The 25589-nt window shown below is 67.6% G+C and carries 22 protein-coding genes; 12 read left to right on the top strand and 10 right to left on the bottom strand.

Annotated features, from left to right (window positions below; all coding sequences use genetic code 11):
- Positions 1-50: 50 nt before the first annotated feature.
- Entirely contained in the window at positions 51-890 is an 840-nt protein-coding gene (locus AC1DS0_RS17175) for an alpha/beta hydrolase (RefSeq protein ID WP_476815496.1), read from the bottom strand.
- 156 nt (positions 891-1046) lie between these two features.
- On the opposite strand from AC1DS0_RS17175, the gene AC1DS0_RS17170 reads away from it, so the two are divergent.
- From AC1DS0_RS17170 to AC1DS0_RS17160, 3 genes are read left to right on the top strand one after another with little or no spacing between them, the layout of a single operon-like run.
- Positions 1047-2060 carry an asparaginase gene (locus AC1DS0_RS17170; RefSeq protein ID WP_476815495.1) on the top strand — a complete coding sequence of 338 codons (1014 nt, stop codon included), beginning with the start codon at positions 1047-1049 and terminating at the stop codon, positions 2058-2060.
- A 51-nt stretch (positions 2061-2111) separates the two neighbouring features.
- A complete protein-coding gene (locus AC1DS0_RS17165) occupies positions 2112-3788 on the top strand; it encodes a SulP family inorganic anion transporter (protein WP_476815494.1) in 1677 nt (558 codons plus the stop codon).
- Complete coding sequence (locus AC1DS0_RS17160) at positions 3785-4402, top strand: ParB-like protein (RefSeq protein ID WP_476815493.1); 618 nt, start codon at positions 3785-3787, stop codon at positions 4400-4402. The genes AC1DS0_RS17165 and AC1DS0_RS17160 overlap by 4 nt, the downstream gene beginning before the upstream one ends.
- Before the next feature lie 3 nt (positions 4403-4405).
- Here the strand turns inward: AC1DS0_RS17160 and AC1DS0_RS17155 are convergent, their stop codons facing one another.
- Positions 4406-5782, bottom strand: a complete 1377-nt coding sequence (locus AC1DS0_RS17155) for a TIGR03808 family TAT-translocated repetitive protein (protein ID WP_476815492.1) — start codon at positions 5780-5782, stop codon at positions 4406-4408.
- Positions 5783-5844: 62 nt separating this feature from the next.
- A complete protein-coding gene (gene meaB, locus AC1DS0_RS17150; RefSeq protein ID WP_476815491.1) occupies positions 5845-6819 on the bottom strand; it encodes a methylmalonyl Co-A mutase-associated GTPase MeaB in 975 nt (324 codons plus the stop codon).
- A 127-nt stretch (positions 6820-6946) separates the two neighbouring features.
- Here meaB and AC1DS0_RS17145 point away from each other — a divergent pair, with 127 nt between their 5' ends.
- Positions 6947-8053, top strand: a complete 1107-nt coding sequence (locus AC1DS0_RS17145; protein ID WP_476815490.1) for an alpha/beta hydrolase — start codon at positions 6947-6949, stop codon at positions 8051-8053.
- Between the two features lie 82 nt (positions 8054-8135).
- On the top strand, positions 8136-9137 hold the full coding sequence (locus AC1DS0_RS17140) for an alpha/beta hydrolase (RefSeq protein WP_476815489.1): 1002 nt from the start codon (positions 8136-8138) through the stop codon (positions 9135-9137).
- A gap of 39 nt (positions 9138-9176) precedes the next feature.
- Here the strand turns inward: AC1DS0_RS17140 and AC1DS0_RS17135 are convergent, their stop codons facing one another.
- The 3 genes from AC1DS0_RS17135 to AC1DS0_RS17125 form a co-directional block, all read right to left on the bottom strand.
- On the bottom strand, positions 9177-11609 hold the full coding sequence (locus tag AC1DS0_RS17135) for a penicillin acylase family protein (RefSeq protein ID WP_476815488.1): 2433 nt from the start codon (positions 11607-11609) through the stop codon (positions 9177-9179).
- Positions 11610-11755: 146 nt separating this feature from the next.
- Positions 11756-12316, bottom strand: a complete 561-nt coding sequence (locus AC1DS0_RS17130) for a GNAT family N-acetyltransferase (protein WP_476815522.1) — start codon at positions 12314-12316, stop codon at positions 11756-11758.
- 30 nt (positions 12317-12346) lie between these two features.
- Positions 12347-12805 (bottom strand): Lrp/AsnC family transcriptional regulator, encoded by a 459-nt coding sequence (locus tag AC1DS0_RS17125; RefSeq protein WP_476815487.1) that lies wholly within the window; start codon positions 12803-12805, stop codon positions 12347-12349.
- 136 nt (positions 12806-12941) lie between these two features.
- Here AC1DS0_RS17125 and AC1DS0_RS17120 point away from each other — a divergent pair, with 136 nt between their 5' ends.
- Complete coding sequence (locus AC1DS0_RS17120; RefSeq protein ID WP_476815486.1) at positions 12942-14225, top strand: cystathionine gamma-synthase family protein; 1284 nt, start codon at positions 12942-12944, stop codon at positions 14223-14225.
- Positions 14222-15064, top strand: coding sequence for a lytic transglycosylase domain-containing protein (locus AC1DS0_RS17115; protein ID WP_476815485.1), 843 nt, complete (start codon positions 14222-14224; stop codon positions 15062-15064). Before AC1DS0_RS17120 ends, AC1DS0_RS17115 begins: the two co-directional genes overlap by 4 nt.
- A 114-nt stretch (positions 15065-15178) precedes the next feature.
- On the opposite strand, the gene AC1DS0_RS17110 is transcribed toward AC1DS0_RS17115, so the two are convergent.
- Complete coding sequence (locus tag AC1DS0_RS17110; RefSeq protein ID WP_476815484.1) at positions 15179-15910, bottom strand: DUF3750 domain-containing protein; 732 nt, start codon at positions 15908-15910, stop codon at positions 15179-15181.
- 153 nt (positions 15911-16063) lie between these two features.
- Here AC1DS0_RS17110 and AC1DS0_RS17105 point away from each other — a divergent pair, with 153 nt between their 5' ends.
- The 5 genes from AC1DS0_RS17105 to AC1DS0_RS17085 all read left to right on the top strand — a co-directional run bounded on the left by AC1DS0_RS17105 (position 16064) and on the right by AC1DS0_RS17085 (position 20572).
- Positions 16064-17158, top strand: a complete 1095-nt coding sequence (locus AC1DS0_RS17105) for a polyamine ABC transporter substrate-binding protein (RefSeq protein WP_476815483.1) — start codon at positions 16064-16066, stop codon at positions 17156-17158.
- The gene (locus tag AC1DS0_RS17100) at positions 17155-18330 is read left to right on the top strand and encodes an ABC transporter ATP-binding protein (protein WP_476815482.1); all 1176 of its coding nucleotides are present in this window, start codon (positions 17155-17157) and stop codon (positions 18328-18330) included. Before AC1DS0_RS17105 ends, AC1DS0_RS17100 begins: the two co-directional genes overlap by 4 nt.
- Before the next feature lie 181 nt (positions 18331-18511).
- Entirely contained in the window at positions 18512-19426 is a 915-nt protein-coding gene (locus tag AC1DS0_RS17095) for an ABC transporter permease (protein WP_476815481.1), read from the top strand.
- Positions 19423-20211 carry an ABC transporter permease gene (locus AC1DS0_RS17090; protein WP_476815480.1) on the top strand — a complete coding sequence of 263 codons (789 nt, stop codon included), beginning with the start codon at positions 19423-19425 and terminating at the stop codon, positions 20209-20211. The genes AC1DS0_RS17095 and AC1DS0_RS17090 overlap by 4 nt, the downstream gene beginning before the upstream one ends.
- 106 nt (positions 20212-20317) lie before the next feature.
- A complete protein-coding gene (locus tag AC1DS0_RS17085) occupies positions 20318-20572 on the top strand; it encodes a hypothetical protein (RefSeq protein ID WP_476815479.1) in 255 nt (84 codons plus the stop codon).
- 28 nt (positions 20573-20600) lie between these two features.
- Here AC1DS0_RS17085 and scpA read toward each other — a convergent pair whose 3' ends face one another.
- The 3 genes from scpA to AC1DS0_RS17070 are packed head-to-tail and all read right to left on the bottom strand — an operon-like array spanning position 20601 to position 25512.
- A complete protein-coding gene (scpA, locus tag AC1DS0_RS17080) occupies positions 20601-22766 on the bottom strand; it encodes a methylmalonyl-CoA mutase (RefSeq protein WP_476815478.1) in 2166 nt (721 codons plus the stop codon).
- Complete coding sequence (gene thiD, locus AC1DS0_RS17075; protein ID WP_476815521.1) at positions 22763-23590, bottom strand: bifunctional hydroxymethylpyrimidine kinase/phosphomethylpyrimidine kinase; 828 nt, start codon at positions 23588-23590, stop codon at positions 22763-22765. Before thiD ends, scpA begins: the two co-directional genes overlap by 4 nt.
- On the bottom strand, positions 23587-25512 hold the full coding sequence (locus AC1DS0_RS17070) for a methylmalonyl-CoA mutase family protein (protein WP_476815477.1): 1926 nt from the start codon (positions 25510-25512) through the stop codon (positions 23587-23589). The genes thiD and AC1DS0_RS17070 overlap by 4 nt, the downstream gene beginning before the upstream one ends.
- Positions 25513-25589: the final 77 nt, after the last annotated feature.

Below are 25589 nucleotides of genomic sequence, written 5' to 3'. Positions count from 1 at the left end.
GCTTGGCTCCGGAATCCTGTCGCCTCTGGATAGAGCCTGCTGCGGTCGGGTCAAGCGCCTGCGAGTTCGGCGATGCGGCGCGTCATCGCGCTGTCCGGATCCGGGATCGTGTCCAGCACGGTGAAATGGTTGGCGCCGTCGATCTCCTCATAGCGCGTGCGCACGCCTTCCAGGCCCCAGATATCGGTCAGCCTGCGGCTCTGCTTGAGGTATTCAGCGCTCTCGGCCCCGCCGACGACCGCATCCATGACCAGCCCGGACGGCGCCGGCCAGAACAGCGGGCTTTCGCGCTCGGCGCCCTCCAGCGTCAGACCGAGCGCCTTGTTGATGCTGGTCTCGGTCAGGGGCTTCAGATTGTAGAGGCCGGAGATGCCATAGGCGGCAGGTACGACGTGTTCCGGCAGCTCGGCATCGACATTGCTCCAGTCCGTCGCCAGCAGGCAGGCGGAGAGCTGGCCGCCGGCCGAATGCCCGGCCGCGACCACCGGCAGATTGTAGCGCCGCCAGATCGCCGCGGCGGCCTGCTGCAGCTCCCAGACGATGTGGCCGACGTCGACCTCAGGGCAGAGGTCGTAGCCCGCGACCGCGACGGGGACACCACGCTGGTTCAGCCCGCGCGCCATATGCGAGAAGAAGCTCGGATCGAGCGCCTGCCAGTAGCCGCCATGGATGAAGACCACGATCGCCTGGCTCTTCACCGCCTCCGGCTTGAACAGGTCGTAGCTCTGGCGCGGGCCCTCGCCATAGCGGATGCCGAGCTCACTGACGGCGGTCTCGCGATAGGCCGCGGCATCGCGAGCCCAGCCGGCGATGAGGCCGGGGTGCTCGGGAACGCGGGCGCGGTTGTTGTATTCGACTTCGTAATCGGGGGCCGTGCTGGTGTCGCTCATCGGATCCTCGCCATGCCTCGGTGAAGCACGGCATCTGCTCAAGCTCGCGGGTGGGTGAGGGCGCTGTCTCGCCCATGCCTGCACTGTGCGCCATGGGCTTTGACAGGTCGAGAGACAAACGCGACAAGGCGATGCTCGTTCCGCCGGAGATGCCAGATGGACAATCCCGTTCTCGCCGAAGTCACCCGTGGCAGCACGGTCGAATCGCGCCATCGCGGCGCAGCGATCGTCGTCGATGCGGACGGGGCCGTGGTGTTCTCGCTGGGCGATGTCGAGCACCCCGTCTTTCCGCGCTCGGCGGTGAAGGCGCTGCAGGCCCTGCCATTGCTGGAGAGCGGCGCCGCCGATCGCTATGGCCTGATCCCGGCGGAGATCGCGCTCGCGGTCTCTTCGCATTCTGGTGAGGACCGCCACGCCGAAACCTCGCTCGCCATGCTGAAGAAGGCTGGCCGCGACGCGGGCTGCCTCGAATGCGGTGCGCATTGGCCGATGGGCGAGGCGGCGACGCGTGCGCTCGCCAAGGCGGGACGCGAGCCGAGCGCCCTCAACAACAACTGCTCCGGCAAGCATGCCGGCTTCGTCTGCCTGTCCTGCGGCATCGACGAAGACCCGGCCGGCTATGTGAAGGCGGGTCACAAGGTGCAGCAGGCGGTCCGGGCCGCGCTGGAGGAAGTGACCGGCGCTGCGCACAAGGCCGAGCTCTCCGGCACCGACGGCTGCTCGATCCCGACCTATGCCGTGCCGCTGAAGGCACTGGCGCTCGGTTTCGCCCGCTTCGGCACCGGCAATGGCCTCGGCCCCAAGCGCGCCGAGGCGGCGCGGCGCATTCGCGAGGCGGTTGCCGCCAACCCGTTCATGGTCGCCGGCACCGGCCGCTTCGACACCCGCTTCATGGAGATCTTCAGCGCCCGCGCCTTCATCAAGACCGGGGCCGAGGGCGTCTATTGCGGCACGCTGCCCGAGCTCGGCTACGGTATCGCGCTGAAATGCGATGACGGCGCCGGCCGCGCCACCGAGATCGCGATGGCGGCGCTGGTCGAGCGCTTCCTGCCGAGGCAGGGCGACGACGACGCGGCTTTCGCGCCCTTCCGCGAGACGATCATGAAGAACTGGAACGGCATCGAGGTCGGCCGCGTCCGTGCCGCGGAGGCGCTGCGGTCGCGTGCTTGACGGCAGTGGCGTACCGGCGCGAGGTTCGCCGCCCGCCTCCGGTCTCGTCCGATGCCGCTTGCTTCCACGCCCGATAAGAATGTTTCCGCAGTAGGCCGCGCCGGCGCTTTCGGCCGTGACCTGATCGCCGGGCTGACGCTCGCCGCGATCACCATTCCCGAGCAGATGGCGACGGCACGGCTGGGCGGCTTCGAGCCGCAGGTCGGCTTCTATGCCTTCGTCGCGGCGACGCTCGGCTTCGTCCTGTTCGGTGCGAGCCGCCTGCTGACGGCCGGCGCCGATTCGACGATCACCCCGATCTTCGTCAGCGGCCTTGCTGCATTGGCCGCAGGTGGCGCGATCCCGGCGGGCTCCGCGACCCTGCTCGCACTGCTGGTTGGGCTCGCTCTCGTCGTCGCCGGCCTGCTTCGGCTCGGCTGGATCGCCGATCTCCTGTCGGTGCCGGTGCTGACCGGTTTCCTCGCCGGCATCGCCGTCCATATCGCCGTATCACAGCTCCCCGGCCTGCTCGGCGTTCCCGGTGGCGGTCATCACATCGCCGAACAGCTTTCAGCGCTTTGGCGCGGGCTCGGCAGCGTCAACCTCATCTCGCTGGCGATCGGTGTCGCTACATTCGCGATCGTGAACCTGTGCGAGCGCTTCGCGCCGCGCGTGCCGGGAGCATTGCTGGCGCTCGTGGGAGCGACTGCGGCCGTCGGGCTCTTCAAGCTGGAGACGCGCGGCGTCGCGGTGCTCGGTGCCTTGCCCACGGGCTGGCCGAGTCTTGCGCCGCCTGTGCTCGACTGGGCCGATATCCGCAGTCTCGTCCCGCTCGCTCTGGTCATCGCTTTGGTGGTGATGATGCAGACGGCCACCGTCAGCCGCTCCTTCCGCGATCCCGATGGCTCTGAACCGAAGGTCGACCGCGATTTCATCGGCCTTGGCGCCGCGAATCTCTTTGCGGGGTTGGCCAGCACTTTTCCGGTCAATGCCAGCCCGCCAAGGACGGCCGTTGTCGCCGAGAGCGGCGGGCGCTCGCAGCTCGCTGCGGCGACGGCGGCGCTGATCGTGCTCGCGCTCGCCGTCGCTGGCGGCTCACTGCTGGCGCAGGTGCCGGTGGCGGCGCTGGCAGGCGTGCTGCTCTTCGTGGCGCAGCGTATCGTCCGGGCGGACGTCATCCGGCGGATCGCCGGCCAGTCCCGCTCCGAATTCGCGCTCGTGCTGCTCACTGCCGCAGCCATCGTCTGGCTGCCGGTCGAGACCGGTGTCGCCGTCGGGATTGGCCTGTCGCTATTGCACGGCGTCTGGATGACGACGCGCAGCGAGCCGATCGAGCAGTTGCGCATCCCCGGTACGACGATCTGGTGGCCGCCTGAGCCCGGCCGCCATGGCGAGCAGGTCGAAGGCGTGCTGGTGGTCGCCTTCCCGGCGCCACTGCTCTTCGCCAATGCCGATATCTTCCGGCGCGGCGTGCTGGCGCTGCTGGCGGAGCGCAGGCCGATCCTGCTGGTCCTCGATGCCGGCGGCATCCCCGCCATCGACTATACGGCGGCGCAAGGCCTGCTGGCCGTGGCGGGGGCCTGCCGCAAGCAGGGCGGCACCTTCGCCATCGCCCGGGCCGAGTCGGTGCGGGCGCTCCAGGCCTTGCGGGATTTCGGCGTGACCGCCGAGATCGGGGCGGAGTGCGTCTTCCATAGCGTCGAGGAGGCGGTGAGGGCGCTTGCCCCAATCGCGAAGGAGGCTTCATGAGCTACTCGGTCGAGCCGCAGCTGCATCCCGTCGCCATCGTCGAGCTCAGGCCGACGCAAATCACCGTCGGCATGCGCGAAGTCGAGATGAAGCGCATCCATTGGCGGGCCGAGCGCGAGGAGAAGGGCGCCGACTTCCTCGGCAGCCACGCCGTCCCGGTCGTCATCGGCCCCAAGCGCCGCCTCTACCTGATCGACCATCATCACCTCGCGCTCGCTCTGCATCTGGAGGGCGAGGAGCGGGTGCTGATCACCGTGGTCGCCGACCTGTCGCGGCTCGGCAAGGACGAGTTCTGGAGCGTCCTCGACAATCGCAGCTGGATGCATCCCTTCGATGCCGAGGGCACCAGGCGCGGCCGCGACGAGATCCCGCGCAAGGTCTCGGCTCTCGTCGATGATCCCTATCGCTCGCTGGCGGGGGCGCTGCGGCTCGCCGGCGGCTATGCCAAGGCCGCGGCGCCGTTCAGCGAGTTCCTCTGGGCTGATTTCCTGCGCCGGCGCATCAAGCCCGACCTCGTCAGGCGTTTTTTTCCCAAGGCGCTGCGCAAGGCGCTGGATCTGGCGCGGACCCGCGAGGCCGAGCATCTGCCAGGCTGGTGCGGGCCCCTGGATTGAGCGTCAGCCGACGGAATTGCCCTCGATCCGGATGCCGGCGGCGCGCTTGTCTTCGCTCTTCGTCAAGTCGCCGGTCACCGCCTTGCCGAATTCGGTCCCGACGACCGCGCCGAGTTTCGCCTCGCTGATCACATTGTTGGCGATCAACGCATTGCGCTCCTTGGGGACGAGCGAAACCGAGATGCCGATGCCGGTTCGCCTGACGACGTTGCCCGTCGCGACGAGGTTGCGCATCGCCCAGGACCAGCCGAGCGTGATCCCGACATCGCTGGCGTTCTCGATGACGTTGCCGGTGACGGCCGCCTCGGCCTCGACATGCAGGCCCGAGCCGCCGACGGGCTCCTTGCCCTTCGGCGCCAGCCCCTTCTGGGCGTTGCGGATGATGTTGTTGGCAACGACCGCGAGCCGTCCGCCATGGTCGAGATTGGTGACGCTGGCGCCCTGCGCGCAGTCCTCGATCAGATTATTGGCGATGATCGCGCCCTCGAAGGCGAATTCCGAGTAGAGCGCCGTCTCGCCGCAGCGCCGGCCCTGATTGCCGAGGATCTGCACGTTCGAGCCGGAATTGTTGCGGATGAAGGTCAGCGCACAGTCGCGCAATGTGTTGCCTTCGATCACGACGCCGCCGGCGCGGAAGAGGCTGATGCCGTTGCCGTTCGGCCCGTCGCCGCCGGCATCGCTGCGGATGCGGTTGAGCCGGTTGCCACGAACGAGGCTCTGATCGTCCCCGGCCTGGCTGCGCCAGAGCTGGATGCCGTTGTTGCCGCAATCCTCGACCGTGTTGGCCTCGATCGAGAGTCCGCGTGAGTCGAGCGAGAACAGCGCCGAATCCCGCATCGAGCGGAAGCGGTTGCGCTCGATGCGCCCGGCCGTGCGGTTGAGCGCCAGCCCGACCGAGCCGGCATTGATGAACTCGCAGTCGGACAGCGCAAGATCGAGCACCTCCTCGGCATTGAGCAGGCCGACGCGCTGGCCAAGCTTGATGTCGAGTCCGTCGAGCATGATGCCGGCGATGGCGGCGCGCTTGATCCGCCGCGCCACCAGCATCGGCCCGGCCTGCGCCGCGATGAACTGCGTTGCGCCCGGCACGCCGGTCAGCCGGGCATTCTCTGGCAAGACGACATTGGCGATGCGATAGCGGCCGGGCGCGACGATCAGCGGCGCATCGCGCTTCACCGCCTCGACCAGCGCGGCCTGGAGAACACGCGACTGATCCTCGGCGGAGCCGGGGCGCAGGCCGAACTGTGCCGCCTCGAGCCCGAGCATTCCGAGCGGAGTTGGCGTGCTCGGGCGCGGCGCCTGTGCCAGGACGGGACCCGCGGAGGCCGCGACCGTGCCGAAAAGGGCCGTCCGCAGCCAGTCGCGGCGCGAAAGCATCATCGAAGCCTCCATCATGCCGCAGAGCTTTCAAGAGGCATGCCGCGACCTGGCGCGGCTGCCGATTACAGGCCGAGCGCTCCGGCGATCTCGTCGGCGGCGGCAGTCGGCGCCATCTCGCCTGCGGCGACGGCCGCTTCCAGCTTTGGCGTGCGCGCCTTCAAGGCCGGGTCATGCCGGAGCTTGGCCTGCAGTCGGTCCTGCACCATCGCCCACATCCATTTGACGTCCTGCCGCCGGCGCTTCTCGGCGATCAGCCCCTTGGCCTCGAAACGGGTGCGGTGCTCCTCGATCTTGGCCCAGAGCGCATCGAGCCCGGCGCCGGTCAGGCCGGAGATCGTCACCACCGGCGTCGACCACAGCGGCGAGGTCGGCGCGAGGATGTGCAGCGCCGCCTTGTATTGTGCGGCCGCGGCGCGCGCGGCGGTCGCACCTTCGCCGTCGGCCTTGTTGACCGCGAGCATGTCGGCGAGCTCGATGATGCCTTTCTTGATGCCCTGCAATTCATCGCCGGCGTTGGGCAGCATCAGCACCAGGAAGAAGTCGGTGAGATCGGCGACCGCTGTCTCCGACTGGCCGACGCCGACCGTCTCGACCAGGATGACGTCGAAGCCGGCGGCTTCGCAGAGCAGCATGGTCTCGCGCGTCTTGGCTGCGACGCCGCCCAGCGTGCCGGAGGAGGGCGAGGGGCGGATATAGGCGCTGGGATCGACGGCGAGCTGCGCCATCCGGGTCTTGTCGCCGAGGATCGAGCCACCGCTGCGCGTCGAGGACGGATCGACCGCGAGCACCGCGACCTTGTGGCCCTGGCCTGTCAGATAACTGCCGAGCGCGTCGATCGTCGTCGATTTGCCGACGCCGGGCACGCCGGTGATGCCGACCCGGATCGCCTTGCCGGTATGCGGCAGCAGGCGCGAGAGCAGGGCCTGCGCCTGTTCGCGATGGTCGGCGCGCCGGCTTTCCGCGAGCGTGATCGCCCGTGCCAGCGCCGCGCGCTCGCCCCTGAGAATCGCATCGCCGAGCGCTGTAAGGTCGACCATACCCGCTGGTAGCAAGCGAGCGCCCGCAACGGAAGCGAGGCTTTCGGCGGCCCAGGCCATCGTCCCCGCTCTTGCCAAGTGGCGAGGAGGGTGAGACGAGTCGCGCGGGGTGCGGAGAGCCTGTCGCGTGTCCGGCTTGCGGTTTGTCGTTCTCGTCTCACTGTTGTCGCTCGTGCTCGCCGCCTGCGGTGGCCCGCCGCGTGTTCTGGTGGTTTCGGCGGCGAAGCCCGAGGACATCGTCGGTACGGTCCGCATCTTCGTCGCGACCTCGCGCGCCACGACCAGGCAGCCCGAATATTTCAGCGGCGAGCGCAGCCCTTCGGTCGGCTTCGCCCGGCTCGACATCAGCGTCCCGCGTACTCATCAGGTCGGTCAGGTCGAGTTGCCGGGCAGCGTCACCAGCGCCGGCGATCCGGCCAGCCATTTCACCGTGAGCGGCGTCGAGCGACTCACTGAGCCTGAGATCCTGAAACAGGTACGGGCGGAGGTCGCCAGGCGCCCGCAGGCCGAGCGCGAGGTGCTGGTCTTCGTCCATGGCTTCAACACCAATTTCGCCGACGCCGCCTTCCGCTTCGCCCAGATCGTCACCGATTCCGGCTTCAAGGGCGTGCCGGTGCTGTTCACCTGGCCGTCGCGCGCGCAGATCTTCGCTTACCCCTACGACCGCGACAGCGCCGATTTCTCGCGCGATGCGCTCGAAACCGGTCTACGCGTGATTGCCCGCGACCTCGGCGCCAACCGCTTCGATATCCTCGCGCATTCCATGGGGACGTTGCTCACGGTCGAGACCCTGCGCCAGGCGGCGATCCGTGGCGACGGCAGCTTCGGCGGCAAGCTGCGCAACGTCATGCTGGCGGCGCCCGACATCGATCTCGACGTGTTCAAGACCCAGCTCGCCGCGATCAAGCGGCCGGTGACCGTCTTCGTCTCCTCGGATGATCGCGCGCTCGACTTCTCGCGCCAGTTCGCCGGGGACAAGGCCAGGCTCGGGGCGATCTCGGAGAAGGACACCGAGGTCGTCGCCGATCTGCGCAAGGCCGGCGCGACGATCATCGATCTCTCGAAAGACCGTAGCAGCGACGACTACAATCACGGCAAGTTCGCGACGACACCGCGCATCGTCGAGATGATAGGAAAGCGGCTCGGCGCCGATGGTCTCGATGGCGGCACGAGCGGCAGCATGCTCGGACTCGACTCCAAGGCCTCGCCGTCCTTCGCCGCGCGCGACAAGTAACCGCCCCATTCTGGCCGCGTTGGTCTGGCCTTAAGGATTTGCGGCCAGAAGGTCCGCACGCCCCCAATCCTGGATCTCGCCAGTGACCTCGCCTTCGCGATACGCCGTTTCACGCCGCTCCTTCGTCGCCCTGCTCGGGGCGGGACTGGCCGGTTGCGCGCAGAGCGAAGCCTCCGTTTCGCCTTTCATCGGGCCGGCGGATTCGTCCAGCTTCGGCAAGGAGCCGCAGCTGCTGGTTGCGACCACGCGCAAGCCGATGGGCGACCGCGCACCTTATTTCGGCTCGGAGCGCGGCACCGGGCTGACCTTCGCCGAGGTCAGGCTGTCGGCGCCGGGCCGCGGCGTCGCTGCGCAGGTGAGCTCCGTCGTCAGCGGTGACTGGGCCGTGCTCGGCGTGACCCGGCGCAGCGCGACCGATGCCGCCCGGGCCTTCGCCGATTCGGCAACCGGCCGCGACGTGCTGCTCTATGTCCACGGCTTCAACGAGACCTTCGAAACGGCCGCACGCAGCGCCGGCCAGCTCTCGCATGCGCTCGCCTTCGAGGGGCGCACCGCGCTGTTCACCTGGCCGTCCGGCGGGGGATTGCTCGCCTATGCCTATGACCGCGAGAGCGCCCTCTGGTCGCGTGACGGCTTCGTCCAGACGTTGAAGGCGCTGGTCGCCAACCCGACGATCGGGCGGATCAACATCGTCGCTCATTCGATGGGCAGTTTCCTGGCCATGGAAGGTCTGCGCGAGTTGCGTGATTTCGAGGGGCTGTCCGACCGGATCGGGGCTGTCGTGCTGGCCTCGCCCGATGTCGATATCGACGCCTTCGAGCAGACCGTGCCGCGGCTCGGGCCGATCGCCCAGCGCATGACCGTGATCATCGATCCCGGCGACAGGGCGCTCGCCATCTCCTCGCGCATCGCCGGCGGCGTCGCCCGCGCCGGCGCCGCCGATCGCGAGCGGCTGGAGCAGCTCGGCGTACGCGTCGCCGATACTGCCGGCCGCGGCTGGAGCCTGCTGCGCCACGACCTTTTCCTGTCGAACAGCGAGGTCACGCAGGTGGTGCGGCGCGCGATCGACCGGGCGCGCTCCTGAGAACGGAGGCCGGAGCCTCCGTTCCCGGGTCTTGCTGCGTCAGCCGGCCGGCTTGAGCGCGATGACCGAGCGCGCCGCCTTTTCGATCGCCTCGCGCGAATAGAGCAGCGGCGCATAGTCGCCGGCGGCCCAGAGCGGGGCGAGATCGCGATAATGCGGGCTGTAAGCGTCGCCCGACTGGCCCGGCGTGTTGACGAAGCGGCTGTCGTCCCAATTGCCGACGTCCAGCACCATGCGGAACGAGGCGCCCGCGATCACCTTGAAGTCGGAGATGCGGTAGGAGGCCGCGCGCGGGCTGAAGGCCGAGCCGCCCATGGCGAGCCGGCCGACATTGAGCTGTGCCCGGTCCGGGCCGCCGGCGAGCGGCGACAGGGCATGATCGAACTGGGCGTGATGGATCTTGCCCCAGTTCCACGTCGCCGTGTCCGGGCCGAGCGTCTGCCGCAGCTCCTCCATCGCCGCTTTCAACGTCTCGAGCAGCAGGTTGTTGCGCGCTGCCTTCGGGTCGGTGCCGAGCGCGCTGTCGGGCGCTTCGAGATAGGCGACCACCGCAGCAACATCGAGCGGACCGATGACGCTGCGCGCCTTCTCAGGCACGGCCTTGGCCGTCAGGGCGCGGCCGAGATGCTTGCTCATCCAGACTTCGGACAAGGCTGCGGCGCCGCTGTCGACCGCAATCTCCTGGTTCCAGCCCTTGATCAGCTTCAACCCCTCCGCCGTGACCGGATCGTCCGAGGATAGAGGCGCCAGCAGGGCGGCGAGCTTGCGGGCATTGTCCGAATTGTCGTCGTTCTGCAGGGCCATCGCGTCGGCGAGCGTCACTTTGTTCTTGGTGCCGAGCACGGCCTTGATCCGGTTGATCCGCGAGGGATCGGACCATTCGAAGCCGATGCGCTTGGCGAGCAGCGGATGGTCCTTCGGGATGTTCATCTCGTTGGCGGTCGCGAAGAAACCATCGGTCGGGTTGTAGACCTCGGGCAGCTCGCCGGCCTTGAGGAAGCCAGTCCATTCATAGCGGCCGTCGCCGGGCACCGGCATCAGGCCGTCATGGTTCGGGCGCTGCGGTGCCCGCCCGCCGACGATCCAGCCGATATTGCCCTTGTTGTCGGCATAGACCTGGTTCTCGGATGGCGCGCCCCATTCGGCCATTGCCTTCTTGAAACCAGGCCAGTCCTTCGCCGTCATGTATTCGGCCGAGTTGAAATAGGCCGAGGTTCCCGGCTCGAACCAGACGGTGCGGATGGCGAAGGCGCGCTTCTCGTCGGGCTCGGCCTTCATGATCGGGCCGTGGCGGGTGAATTTCAGGTCGATCTGGCGCGGCGCCTCGCCCTTGACCTCGATCGTCTCGTTGACGGTCTTCATCTCTTCCCAGCCGCTGCCGTAGCGATACTGGTTCGGATTGGCCGGGTTGGTCTCGTAGACGTAGAGGTCCTCCTGATCGATCGCGAAGATCGTCAGGCCGAAGGCGATCTCGCCGTTGTGGCCGATCGAGATGCCGGGCAGGGCAGGTTCGCCGGCGCCGATCACCGAGAGGCCCGGTGCGTTGAGATGCACGACATAGCGCAGCGACGGCACGCCATGGGCGCGATGCGGGTCGTTGGCCAGGATGGGGCGGCCGGTCGCGGTGCGGCTCGCGGCGATCGTCCAGTTGTTCGAGCCGATGGTCGAGACACTGTCGCCGGCCGCAGCGAAGATGGCGTCGCGGTCGAGCGCCGCGCGCTTTTCGCCGGGAGCGGCGAAGGTGACGTCGCGTGTCGCGAGATTGTAGTCGTCGAGGATATCAGGCTTGATCACGCAGGGGTCGAGCCCGTCCGGCACCTTGGTCGTCACGCTCGGCTCCAGTACGCGCCGGAAGCGATCGGCCTCGATGCCGGCAGCGCAGGCGACGCGGGCGCGCATCACCTCGGACATCACGTTGCGGGTCAGGCCATGGCTGCGGATACGCACCACGTCCTCGGCGCTCCAGCGATCAGGCAGGGTGCCCGAGACGCGGAAATCGAGCGGCAACGGCTGCTTGCCGGAGCGCACCTCGTCGACGCGGGCGTTGATGCCGGCGACGAAGGCGTCGGTATAGGCTTTGGCGTCGGGGCCATAGGCCGCCCATTCCTTGCCCATCTCGCCGCGATAGAGGAAGAGCCGGGCGGCCCGGTCCTGCGCGACATAGGACGGGCCGAAATCCCTGGCCAGCAGTCCTAGCCCGCGCTTGCGCCAGAGATCGATCTGCCAGAGCCGGTCGCGTGCCGCGTTGTAGCCCTGCAGGAAGAGGGCATCGCGGCTTGAGGCCGCATAGATGTGCGCCACGCCCCATTGATCGAGGATCAGCTCCGCCGGTCCCTGCAGTCCGGCGACCGTCTGTTCGGAGCGCTTCACAGCGCTCGACAGCTCGGCCTTCGCGGGCAGGCATCCGGCGATGGTGACGGCGGCAATGGCAAACAGCGACGCTGCGCTGTAGGCGCGATCAGCTCTGCTCATGGTGTTCCTCCGTGCGGTCCGTCTTTGGCGACGGCCCTTGCCGGAGGAGCTTAGGGGGAGAGCGGAGGCTGGCCACCGCTCATGGCCACATGGCGGCCCTGCCGCGCCGGCATGCGATCTGGATCGTTCCTTGCGCGGTTGGACGTTCAGTCCTCGCGATCCTCCCAGTCACTGCGCAGCAGCGTCGTCACATGCTCGATCGTCGGCCGCCCGTCTGCCAGGCAGCGGCTGGCGACCTCGCCGGCAGGCCGATAGCCCAGCTTGCGCTGCATCGCCCAGGAGCTCTCATTGCCGTCGAAGTAGCCGTTGACCAGCTTCGTCAGGCCGAGATCGCGAAAGGCGAACCGGATCTTCGCTTCGAACGCTTCGCGTCCGTAGCCGCGCCCTTGATAACCGTTTGCGATCCAGATTCCGCCGCCACCTGTCCCGGCTGCCCGGTCGATCTTGTTGAGGCTGATCCCTCCGATCACGCGCCGCTCGGATCTGAGTTCGATCGCAAATTCGTACGCAATCGGCTGGGTGCCCGCGCTCGCCATCTCCCGGCATCGCCTGACCCAATCCCTGGCGTGCGACGCCGAATAGGGATGGGGAACGAAGGCCAGCCACCTTGCGACCTCGAGATCGTTCAAGCCCAGCGCGAGCTGTTCGATGTCTGCCTCGCTCCAAGGGCGCAGAACGAGGCGCGAGGTTTCGACTCTGATGTCCACGGCGTTGCAGCCTTCTGTCCTCGAAGCCACCTAGAGCGGCGGCAGGCCGACGCGCTTCTTGATCGTCGCCAGGGCGAAGTTGGATTCGACCGACTGGACGCATTTCAGCCGCGTCATCTTCTGCTTCAGGAAGCGCTCATAGCCCTCGATGCCGTCGGTCAGCACCCGCAGCAGATAGTCCTGGCTGCCGGTCATCAGATAGCACTCCGCGACCTCGGGCCAGTTTTCGACCGCCTTTTCGAATTCGGCGATCTGCTCCGTGTTCTGCTGGCTGAGCCGGACCGAGACGAAGACACTGAAGGGCAGGCCATAGGCCTTGGGATCGACGATCGCCGAATAGCCCTTGATGACGCCGGTCTCCTCAAGGCGCTTGAGCCGGCGCAGGCACGGCGTCGGCGACAGGCCGACTTTCTCCGACAGATCCTGATTGGTGATGCGGCCATCGTCCTGCAACAAGGTCAACATGCGGCGGTCGATCGTATCGAGCATGATCTGCTCCTCCGGGCGTTCAAGTGAGCAGGAAGCTGCAAAATCTTGCTCTAGTGCACGGATGATCGTTCATGCAATGGCCTTAGGATGGTCCTAGGCTCGCGTCGCGGCCGCGCTGGCCGGCGAGGAGGCAGTCATGAGCGACGACAACTACCATAAGGACCGGATCGCCAATCGCCGGCTCCATCCCGAGACCCTGATGATGGGCTACGGCTATTCGCCGGCCATGTCGGAAGGCGCGCTCAAGCCGCCGGTCTTCCTGACCTCGACCTTCGTCTTCGAGAACGCCCAGCAGGGCAAGGACTTCTTTGACCTGACCGCCGGCCGCCGCCAGCTCAAGCCGGGCGAGAAGTCGGGCCTGGTTTATTCGCGCTTCAACCATCCCAATATGGAGATCCTCGAGGATCGCCTCGCGATCTGGGACGAAGCCGAAGCCTGCGCCGTCTTCGCCAGCGGCATGGCCGCGATCGCGACGACCTGCTTCGCCTTCCTGCGGCCGGGCGACACTATCGTCCACAGCCGCCCGCTCTATGGCGGCACCGAGACGCTGCTGAAGAACCAGATGGGCGCCTTCGGCGTCACGCCCTTCGGCTTCACCGATGGTGTCGACGTCGCGCAGATGCGCAAGGTGGCGCAGGACGCCGCCGCCAAGGGCCGCGTCGCGATGATCCTGGTCGAGACGCCGGCCAACCCGACCAACGGCCTCGTCGACCTCGCGGCCTGCAAGGCCATCGCCGACGAGCTGGAGAAGTCGCAAGGCCATCGTCCGCCGGTCGTGGTCGACAACACCATGCTCGGCCCGATCTTCCAGAAGCCGCTGAAGCACGGCGCCGACCTCACCCTGCTGTCGCTGACCAAATATGTCGGCGGCCATAGCGACCTCGTCGGTGGCTCGATCAGTGGCTCGAAGGCGCTGGTGCGGCAGGTGAAGAGCTGGCGCGGCTCGCTCGGCACGCAGCTCGACCCGAACTCCTGCTGGATGCTGATGCGCTCGCTCGAGACGCTCGACATCCGCATGCACCGCGCCAACGAGAACGGCCGCAAGGTCGCCGACTATCTGCGCAAGCATCCGAAGATCGCCAAGGTCCACTATCTCGGCGACCTTGCCGAGGGCGACCCGCGCAAGGCCGTGTTCGACCGCCAGTGCGTCGAGCCCGGCTCGACCTTCGCCTTCGACGTCAAGGGCGGCGAGAAGGAAGCCTTCGCCGTGCTCGACAACCTCCAGATCATGAAGCTCGCGGTCAGCCTCGGCGGCACCGAGACGCTGGTCTCGCATCCCGCCGCGATGACCCATTCCGGCGTCGCCCGCGAACTGCGCGAGGAGATCGGCCTCACCGATGCGCTGATCCGCATCTCGGTCGGCATCGAGAACATCGAGGACCTGATCTCGGATCTCGCCCAGGCGCTCGACGCCGCGTGAGGGCAGGGCGGCGCCGCATTCTCGTCGCGGCGTTCGCCGCCACGCTGCTCGGCGGCCCGGCTTTCGCCGAGCCGCAGACCGAGAGCGTGGCCCAGACTATCTGCCGCCTGATCGAGGGCGCCGCGAAGACACACGGCTTGCCGGTCGCCTTCTTCACGCGATTGATCTGGCGCGAGAGCAGCTTCCGGCCGAACGTCGTCAGCCCGGCCGGGGCGCAGGGCATCGCCCAGTTCATGCCGGGCACGGCGAATGAGCGTGGCCTCGCCGACCCGTTCGATCCTGAGGCGGCGATCCCGCATTCCGCCGCCTTCCTCGCGGCGCTCAAGAACCAGTTCGGCAATCTCGGCCTTGCCGCAGCCGCCTATAACGGCGGGCCGAACCGCGTCGCGCGCTGGGTCGAGCGCGGCGGCATGCTGCCTTACGAGACTCAAGGATATGTCCGCTTCATCACCGGCCGCCCCGTCGAGGAATGGCGGCTCGGTGCGGGCGAGCTGCCGCCGCCGGCGACGCGCGAGGAGACCGATTGCCTCGCTACGGTCGCCTCGATCCGCATCACCACGCCGGCGGTACTGGTCGAGGGCGCCTATGGCCCGTTCGGCGTGCAACTCGCCGGCAACACCTCGAAGGCGCGCGCCATCGCTTCCTATCAGCGCGTCGCGGCCCGTTTCGCCTCGCTGCTATCAGGTAAACCGACCATGATCCTGGGCTCCGCCGTGCCGGGACGGGGCAGGGGCCGCTTCTATCGCGTCCGGCTGCCGGTGCAGAGCCTGCGCGAAGCGACTTTGGCCTGCAATCGCCTGCGGCAGGCGGGCGGGGCGTGCCTGGTGCTGCGGAATTGATGAAGCACGTCATTCTCGGGCGAAGCGAAGCGTAGACCCGAGAAGCTCAGGACGAGAAGGTGCAATAGGAGCCTCTTCCGGCCTGAGATGCTCGGGACAAGCCCGAGCATGACGTCAAATCCCCACCCGTCCCCACCCCGGCAGCTTCAGAGCCGGCCGCTGCAGGTCGAACCCCGCGACCAGCCCGAGCAGGTTGATCTCGACGCCCTCGACCCAGCCGAAGGTGATGCCGGCGAGCCCGTAGAGCGAGGCCTGCAGGCCGGTGCGGCTCGGCGTGAGGCCAGCATAGAGGCCGCCCTCACGCCAGTCCTTGCCGATCGCGGTCGGCGGCAAGGCGTGGCCGAGTTCAGGCACTTCGGCGAGGACATGCTGGACGAAGCTGTTCGAGTTCGGCCCGGGCCAGGCGGCATAGGAGCCGTACTCGCTGTAGCCATAGCTCTTTACGGCGTCGCGGATGCGCGGGATCAGTGCCTCGGCTGCTGCGCCCCTGATCTCGCCGACGACCTCCGGGACATTGCCGTACCAGCGCCCATCGGCGACGCGGACATTGACCCGCACCGGGTTGCCCCAGCCGACGACGTCGAAGCGGGTATAGGCCGAGGCATCCTTCTCCTTCATCACCACCCAGGAATGATGCGCGAAGACGCCGCGCCAGCGGCCGACGCGGGCGGCGAAGATGTGGACCGTCGCTTCCGGCTCGATGGCGGGCGCGGGCAGGAGCGCGGCACTTGACCAGTCTGCGCGGGCCCAGTCGGAGGCCAGCGGTTGCAACTGCCACCAGGCGGCATGGGTGCCCAGCGGCAGCAGGAAGAAGATCGCGAAGAAGAGGACGAAACGCCGGATCATGCTTCCGCGGAGAATAGGGCGCGCGGCGCCGGTGCCACAAGACGCTGCGGAGCGTCGCCGATCACGAAATCGAGGTTGAGGCTTTGCCGCAAGCTGCTAGCGTGCCCGCGCGAAATCTAAAGGAGGGGCAGATTGCGCACTTTGACGTCGGTTATGCATAGCTTGGCCGCTGCGGCGGCTTTCGGGCTCGCTCTTACAGCCAGCCCGGCCGGGGCGCAGGACAACAAGGAACTGCGCATCTTCAACTGGTCGGACTACGTCAATCCGGAGGTGCTCGACGCCTTCAAGAAAGAGACCGGCATCACCGTCGTCTACGACACCTTCGACCAGATGGAGACGGTCGAGACCAAGCTTCTCGCCGGCAAGACCGGCTACGACCTCGTCGTCGTCACCGCCTCCTTCCTGCCGAGACACATTCCGATCGGGCTCTATACGCCGATCGACACTGCCAAGGTGCAAAACCTCAAGCACGCCTGGCCTGAGATCAAGCAGCGCCTGTCGAAATACGATCCCGGCAACAAGTTCGCTGTGAACTACATGTGGGGCACCACCGGGATCGGCTACAACACCGCCAAGATCAAGGAGCGGCTCGGCAACGACGCCGTGATCGACAGCTGGAGCATCGTCTTCGATCCGGAGAAGCTGAAGAAACTCTCCAATTGCGGCGTGCACGTGCTCGACGCGGTCGAGGAGATGTTCCCGGCGGCGCTGCGCTATCTCGGGCTCGACCCCGATTCGAAGAACGAGGTCGATCTCAACAAGGCCGGCGAATTGCTGCGCAAGATCCGGCCGCACATCCAGAAGTTCCACTCGTCGGAATACATCAACGCGCTCGCCAATGGCGATATCTGCCTGGCGGTCGGCTATTCCGGCGATGTGCTCCAGGCCAGGAAGCGCGCCGTCGAGGCCAAGAACAAGGTCGAGATCAGCTATGTGATCCCGAAGGAAGGCGCGCTGATGTGGTTCGATTCCTTCGTGATCCCGAAGGATGCCGGCAATCCCGACGCGGCCCTGCAGTTCATCGACTTCGTCAACCGACCGGAGATGGCGGCGAAGAACTCGGACTTCATCCAGTATGCCAACGGCAATCTCGCCGCCAAGCCTTTGCTCTCGGCCGAGGTCCGCGACAATCCGGGCATCTATCCGACCGATGCGGTGATGAGCCGCCTCTATACGATCACGCCCTACGACCAGAAGACGCAGCGGGTGGTCAACCGGCTGTGGACCCGCGTCAAGAGCGGCAGGTGAGCAGGCCGGAGGCGGGTGGACGGCGCGCCTCGCCGGGCAGCGTCCGGCGCGACTTCCAGCCCTGGAACGATCCCGCGGCCAAGCCGCTGGTCGAGTTTAGGAACGTGACCAAGCGCTTCGGCGCGGTGGCCGCGGTCGACCGGCTGTCGCTTGCGATCCATCAGCGCGAGTTCTTCGCGCTGCTGGGGCCGTCCGGCTGCGGCAAGACTACGCTGATGCGCATGCTCGCTGGCTTCGAGCAGCCCGACGAGGGCGAGATCCTGCTCGACGGCATCGACATCACCGCCGTGCCGCCGCACAAGCGGCCGGTCAACATGATGTTCCAATCCTATGCGCTGTTCCCGCACCTCAGCGTCGGCGACAACATCGCCTACGGGCTGAAGCGCGAGGGCCTGCCCAAGGCCGAGATCGCCGCGCGCGTCGATGCCATGCTCGGGCGCGTCCGCCTGAAGGGCATGGAGACGCGCCGGCCGGACCAGCTCTCCGGCGGCCAGCGCCAGCGCGTCGCGCTCGCCCGCGCTTTGGTCAAGCAGCCTAAGCTCCTGCTGCTCGACGAGCCCCTGGGTGCACTCGACAAGAAGCTGCGCGAGGAGACGCAATACGAGCTGATGGACCTGCAGGCCGATCTCGGCCTGACCTTCATGGTCGTCACCCACGATCAGGACGAGGCCATGACCATGGCCGACCGCATGGCGGTGATGGACCATGGCCGGCTGCTGCAGATCGCGCCACCTGACCTGATCTACGAGGCGCCGTTGAACCGCTTCGTCGCCGAGTTCGTCGGTGACATCAACCTGATCGAGGGCAGGGTCACCGCCGTCGCGGGCGATCTCGTCACGCTGGAGAGCGGGCCTGTCGGCACGGTCGAGCTCGACGAGGATGCGCCGAGTTGCCGGCCGGGCGATGCGATCACCGTGGGCCTTCGCCCCGAGAAGATCGCGCTCAGCCATGACGAGCCCGGGCAGGCCATCAACAAGGTCGCCGGCGAGATCTGGGATATCGGCTATCTCGGCGACATGACGATGGTGCAGGTCATGGTCGGCGGCGACGAGGGCAAGCTCTTCAAGGTCTCGCTGACCAACCGCACCAGGCGGATCGAGCAGCCCTTCGCCTGGGAAGACAAGGTCTGGCTCTTCTGGGACGTCGAGGCCGGCATGGTGCTGGCGTCGTGAGTATGGCGCAGGACCATCTCCGTCTTTCCGGGGCTTCGCGCAGCGAAGAGCCCGGAACCCAGAACCGATGGCAGATAGCGGAAAGGCACGGCGTCGCTTTCGCTCTTTCGATGAACGGCATCGGTTCTGGGTTCCGGGCTCGCGTCTTCGGCGCGCTCCGGAATGACGGCGGAGCGCCGTCGTGAGCACGCCGGTTCCCCGAAGCAGCTGGACCGGTCGCGGCCTCCTGGTCGCGGCCATTCCCTATCTCTGGCTCATCGCCTTCTTCCTCGCGCCCTTCGTCATCGTGCTTCGGATCGCGTTGTCAGACGCTGCGACCGACCAGCCACCCTATGCGCCGCATTTCCCCGGCATCAGCCAGCTCGGCGAATTTCTCGGCGCGCTCGATCTCGAGAATTTCCGCCTGCTCGGCGACGATCCGCTCTACTGGCAGAGCTACCTCTCCTCGCTGCGCATCGCCGCGCTGACGACGCTGATCGCGCTCGCGATCGGCTACCCACTCGCCTATGCGATGGCACTGGCGCCCAAGCGCTGGCAGGGCATCCTGCTCGTCCTCGTCATCCTGCCGTTCTGGACCTCGTTCCTGATCCGCGTCTACGCCTGGATCGGTATCCTGCGACCGGATGGCCTGCTCGACATGGCGCTGATGGGGGTCGGGCTGACGAGTGAGCCCCTGCGCCTGCTCAACACCGATGCCGCCGTCCTGATCGGCATGGTTTATTCCTACCTGCCGTTCATGGTGCTGCCGCTGTTCTCGACGCTGCAGAAGCTTGACGGCACCTTGCTGGAAGCGGCCTCCGATCTCGGCGCGACGCCGCTGACCACCTTCCTGACCGTGACCCTGCCGCTGTCGGTCCCCGGCATCCTCGCCGGCTCGGCCCTGGTCTTCATCCCGGCGATCGGCGAGTTCGTCATCCCCGACCTGCTGGGAGGTTCCGATACGCTGATGGTCGGCAAGGTGCTCTGGAACGAGTTCTTCTCCAATCGCGACTGGCCGCTCGCCTCGGCGGTGGCGATCGTGCTGCTCGTCGTGCTCGTGCTGCCGCTGATGCTGCTGCAACGGGCGAGGGGAGCAACCCCGGGGGATGCTCGATGAGGCGCTTCGGAGCCTTCCATCTCGCCGCCCTCGTCGCCGGCTTTGCCTTCCTTTATCTGCCGATCGTCGCGCTGGTCGCCTATTCCTTCAACGCCTCGCGGCTGGTGACGGTCTGGGGCGGCTTCTCGACGCATTGGTACGGCGCGCTCCTACGCAACGAGCCTCTGCTCGACGCAGCCTGGCTGACGATCCGAGTCGCGCTGGTCTCGGCGACTTTGGCGACGGTGCTGGGGACGCTGGCGGCGCTGGCGCTGGCGCGCTACCGGGTCTTCGTGGGGCGTACCCTGTTCTCGGGCATGGTGATGGCGCCGCTGGTCATGCCCGAGGTGATCACCGGCCTGTCGCTGCTGCTCCTCTTCGTCGCTGGGGATGTCGAGCGCGGCTATTGGACCGTGGTGATCGCCCACGCGACCTTCAGCCTCGGCTTCGCCTGCATCGTCGTTCAGGCGCGGCTCGCCGGCTTCGACCGCTCGCTGGAGGAAGCCGCGCGCGATCTCGGCGCGACGCCGATGGAGACCTTTGTGACGGTGACGCTGCCGCTGATCTGGCCGGCGGTCGCCGCCGCCTGGATGCTGGCGTTCACGCTCTCGCTCGACGATCTCGTCATCGCCAGCTTCACCACCGGGCCGGGCGCGACGACGCTGCCGATGCGGCTCTATTCGGCGATCCGCCTCGGCGTCACGCCCGAGATCAACGCCGCCTGCACGATCATGATCGCAGCGGTGGCGGTCGCGGTGATCGGCGCGTCCCTGTTGATGAAGCGGGATGCGCTGGCGGGGCGCTGAGGTAAACGCCCGCTGAACGTCCCGCTCAAAACCGGTTCAGCCGAGCAGCGCGATAGTGCGTGCCAGAGCGGGAAGCGTTTCCGCTCCGGCACAAGGAGACATCACGATGTTTCGCACTCTCGCTTCTGCCGGCCTCATCGCTGCCGCTGCGCTCGGGATCAGCGCGGCATCGCCAAGCAAGGCCGAGGCCGGCGTCCTGATCCAGCAGGCCTACTATGACGGTCCCGGCTATGGCTGGCGTGCGCCACCGGCCTATGGCTACTGGGGCGTGCCGCGTTGGCGCCGCCACTATGAGGGTCCGCGCTTCTATGGGCCGCCGCCCCCGCCGCGCTATTATCACCGCTGGCGTGGCGGCTGGTGAGTTCTGAAGCCTGATGAAGCGCGGCGGATCACTCCGCCGCGTTTTTCTGCGCGTAGCCCAGCCGCTGGTTGAGCTCTTCCAGCAGCTTCTCGGCGGCGTCGGCGATGACGGTGCCGGGCGGGAAGATCGCGCTGGCGCCGGCCTCGATCAGGGCGTCGAAATCCTGCGGCGGGATCACCCCGCCGACCACGATCATGATGTCGGGCCGGCCGGCCTTGGCGAGTGCGGCTTTCAGCTCCGGCACCAGTGTCAGGTGGCCGGCCGCCAGCGAGGAGACGCCGACGATGTGGACGTCGTTTTCGACACCCTGGCGCGCCGCCTCGTCGGGCGTGGCGAACAGCGGGCCGATATCGACGTCGAAGCCGAGATCGGCGAAGGCCGAGGCGATCACCTTTTGGCCGCGGTCGTGCCCGTCCTGGCCCATCTTGGCGACGAGGATGCGCGGGCGGCGCCCGTCCGCTTCTTCGAAGGCCTCGCACATCAACTGCACGCGCGTCACGGCAGGGTTCATCTCGCCGACCTCCCGCTTGTAGACGCCCGAGATCGCCTTGATCTCGGCGCGGTGGCGCCCGAACACTGTCTCCATCGCCAGCGAGATCTCGCCGACGGTCGCCTTCGCCCGCGCCGCCTTGACGGCGAGGTCGAGCAGGTTGCCGCCGCCCTGCGCGCCATTGGTCAGCGCGGTGAGCGTCGCTTGCGTCTCCGCCTCGTTGCGCTCGGCCTTGAGGCGCCTGAGCTTGTCGAGCTGCTGGGCGCGGACCGAGGCGTTGTCGACCTTGAGCACGTCGATCGCCGCCTCGTTCTCCGGCTTGAAGATGTTGACGCCGATGATCGATTGCTGGCGGCCGTCGATGCGCGCCTGCGTCTTGGCTGCGGCCTCCTCGATCCGGAGCTTGGGGATGCCGGCCTCGATCGCCTTGGCCATGCCGCCGAGCGCCTCGACTTCCCTGATATGGCCCCAGGCCTTGGCGGCGAGCTCTGCGGTGAGCCGCTCGACATAATAGGAGCCGCCCCAGGGATCGATGATCCGGTTGGTGCCGCTCTCCTGCTGCAGCACGATCTGGGTATTGCGGGCGATGCGGGCGGAGAAGTCGGTCGGCAGCGCCAGCGCCTCGTCGAGGGCGTTGGTGTGCAGCGACTGGGTGTGCCCCTGCGTCGCCGCCATCGCCTCGATCATGGTGCGCGGCACGTTGTTGAACACATCCTGCGCCGTCAGCGACCAGCCCGAGGTCTGGCAATGGGTGCGCAAGGGCAGCGACTTTTCGTTCTGCGCCCCGAAATCCTTGACCAGCTTGGCCCAGATCAGTCTGGCAGCCCGGAGCTTAGCCACCTCCATGAAGAAGTTCATGCCGATGGCCCAGAAGAAGGAGAGCCGCGGCGCGAAGACATCGACGCCAAGGCCGGCGCGCTGACCGGCGCGGATATATTCGACGCCGTCGGCGAGGGTGTAGCCGAGCTCGAGGTCCTGCGTCGCTCCGGCCTCCTGCATGTGGTAGCCGGAGATCGAGATCGAATTGAACTTCGGCATGTTCGCCGAGGTGTAGGCGAAGATGTCGCCGATGATCCGCATCGAGGGCGAGGGCGGGTAGATATAGGTGTTGCGGACCATGAACTCCTTGAGGATGTCGTTCTGGATGGTCCCCGAGAGCTTGGCCGCCGGCACGCCCTGTTCTTCCGCCGCGACGATATAGAGCGCCAGCACCGGCAGCACGGCGCCGTTCATCGTCATCGACACGCTCATCTGGTCGAGCGGGATGCCGGAAAACAGCGTGCGCATGTCGTAGATCGAGTCGATCGCAACGCCGGCCATGCCGACATCGCCGCCGACGCGCGGATGGTCGCTGTCATAGCCGCGATGGGTGGCGAGATCGAAGGCGACCGACAATCCCTTCTGGCCGGCGGCAAGATTGCGCCGGTAGAAGGCGTTCGAATCCTCGGCCGTGGAGAAGCCGGCATATTGCCGGATCGTCCAGGGCTGGTTGACGTACATGGTCGGATAGGGGCCGCGCAGATAGGGCGCGATGCCCGGAAGCGTATCGACGAAGGGCAGGCCGTCGCGATCGGCAGCGGTGTAGAGCGACTTGACCGGGATGTCCTCCGGCGTCTGCCAGAGGTCGCCTGTGGCCTGGGGGGCGCTCGCGCCGGCCGCACCGTCGGCGAAAGCGAGTTTCGTGAAATCCGGGATCGCGGTCATGGCTTGCTCCCGTCTGGCCTGTCCCACCAATGGTGGAAATGATGCACTGGTCCGTGGCCGCGGCCAACCTTGACCGCGTCCGAGGCCGCGATCGCGGCCGAGATATAGCGTTTCGCCAACGCCACCGCCTCATTGAGAGCAAGGCCGTGGGCGAGGCCCGACGCGATCGCCGAGGACAGCGTGCAGCCGGTGCCGTGGGTGTTCTGCGTGGCGATGCGCGGCGCAACCAGGCGCTCGCGCCGGCCGTCCTTGCCGATCAGGATGTCGACGCTGTCGTCGCCCGTGCCGTGGCCGCCCTTGACCAGCACATTGGCCGGGCCGAGCGCGAGCAGAGCCTCCGCCTGCTCGGCCGCAGCATCTTCGGTCTCCGCCATGGCGGTTCCCAGCAGGGCGGCCGCCTCGGGTAGATTGGGCGTGACGATGGCGCAGAGCGGCAGCAGGCGGCGCTTCAGCGCCTCGATCGCGTCTTCGCGCAGGAGCCGGCCGCCGGAGGCCGCGATCATCACCGGGTCGAGCACGATGTTCTTCGCGTTGTGGCGCTCCAACCCGTCGGCGACGGTCTCGATCAGCTCGGCGGTGGCGAGCATGCCGATCTTCACCGCATCGACGGCGAGATCGTCGAAGACAGCGTCGAGCTGCGCGGCGACGAAATCGGCCGGGACCGGATGGATCGCGGTCACCGCAGTGGTGTTCTGCGCGGTCAGCGCGACGATGACGCTGGCGCCATAGACCTGATGCGCGGCGAAGGTCTTGAGGTCGGCCTGGATGCCGGCGCCGCCGCTGGAGTCGGAGCCGGCGATGGTGAGGGCGATCGGCATGCTTATCCCTTGCTGGTGCTGACAGGGGATATGGCGATCGCCAGCGCATCCTGCAGCACGGCGATGGCGTCGCCGCCCGCGAAGACGAAGTTCGTCACGCCTGCCTCGCGTAGCGCCGCTTCCTGCTCGCCCGGGCGGCCGGCGAGCCAAACAGTAGCGCCTGCCGCAGCCAGCGCAGTTGCGGCTGCGACAGCCTCGGCGGCATAGGCCTCGTCGGAGCCGCAGAGGCAAGCGAGCTTCGCCCCGGAAGCACGGAAGGCCGCGACGAGTGCGTCGAGATCGGTTGTGCCGGTCTTGGCGAAGCCGTCGCCGGAAGGCGCTGCGATGCCGCCGGCCTCGAACAGGTTGCGGGCGAAGCCGGCGCGGGCGGTGAAGCCGGCGATCGGCCCCAGCGTGGCGAGGAAGGCTTTCGGCCGCTCGCCGGCAGCTTCCGCGATATCGGCGCGGGCGCGCAGCGCCTCGAACGGCTCGGCCAAACGGATGCTCGGCAAAGCCTCGACCGTGATCGCATCACCGGCCGCATCGCTGCTCGGCGCAACTGCCGGCAGCGGCGCCAGCACCGAGACCGAGGCTTCCGACAGGTTGGGGAACTCGCTGGTGCCGGTGATCGGCTCGCGCCGGGTCGCGATCGCCTTGGCCCGGGCATCGCGCTCCCGCGCCAGCCCCTTCTGGATATGGCCGTTGGCGAGTGCGCCGACGATGCCGGTGAGGTTTCCGTCGCTCTCGGCTTCAAGGTCCTGGAACTTGCGCCAGCTCTGCTCGCACAGCGCCTGCGTCAGTGCCTCGAAGCCGCCGGCCCCAGCGGCCGGATCGGCGACGCGCCAGAGATTAGCCTCTTCCAGCAGGATCAGTTGCGTATTCCGGGCAATCCGGCGGGCGAAGCCGTCTGGCAGGCCGAGCGCGGCGGTGAAGGGCTGCACGCCGATCGAATCCGCCCCGCCGATGCCGGCCGAGAAGGCGGCGATGGTGCCGCGCAGCAGGTTGACCCAGGGGTCGCGCCGCGTCAGCGAGCGCCAAGCGGTCTCGGCGTGAATGAAGACAGGCTTGGGATTGAGCCCGCAGGCGCGCTGCACCCGGTCCCAGAGCAGGCGCGCGGCGCGCAATTTGGCGACGGTGACGAACTCGTCGGCATCGGCGACGAGGGTGAAGGAGATGGCGTCGCGCGCCTCGGCGAGCGGCAGACCTTCAGCTTCCAGCAGGCGCAGATAGGTCACCGCCGTTGCCAGCACCGCGCCGAGTTCCTGCGCTTCGGTCGCGCCGGCCTCGTGCCAGATCCGGCCATCGGCGGCGAGGAAGGGGCCGGTGAAGCCGCGCGCCTTCAGCGTGGCGATTGTCTCGGCAATGCGCTTGCCGAGCTCGGGCAAGGAGGGGGTGAGCGCCCCTGTACTCGCGAACGCGCCGATCGGCTCCATGCCGAAATCGATCTGGAGCGAAGAGGGCGCATGATCGCGTCGCGCGACGAGATCGGCCAGCAGCAGCGCATGCTTGCGGCCTCGCGGAGCAGGGTCGAGCCGGAGGCGAACGAGATCGAGCATGACGCCGTCGAGCGCCGCGTCGAGAGCATCTACGGAGGTCGCGTTGAGGCCGAAGCCGCGCGCTGCGGGCGCGCCGGCGAAACTCAGGCTGAGGGAATCGGCGCCGCCCTCAAGCTCGGCGAGGGCGAGCCTTGCCGCTTCGGCCGCATCCGGATGATCGACGCGCGCCGTGACGCGCCAGCGTCCGGCCTTGGCGCGCAGGGGGCGTGCGCCTTCCTCGGTTGCGGCCTCGTAGAGCGGTTCGATGCGGATGCCGTCTGTCGTCCGCCCGACCAGCTTCTTCTCGAAATCGGCGCCCTTCAGCACCTTGTCGACCGCAGCGCGCCACTGCGCTTCGCCCGGCGTGGCGAAGGCGTCCATGAAGGGCAGATCGGCGAGGACTGTCGAGGTCATCAGCAGCGAACTCCTTGCACGTGTTCCTCCCGCCATTCCCGTCAGGCGGTGGAGCACACGCCAGTTGGCGGCCCATT

It is taken from the genome of Allobosea sp. P4_H5, assembly GCF_056400825.1.
The sequence above is the reverse complement of the archived record's forward strand: the minus strand, read 5'-3'. Positions and strand labels throughout refer to the sequence as shown.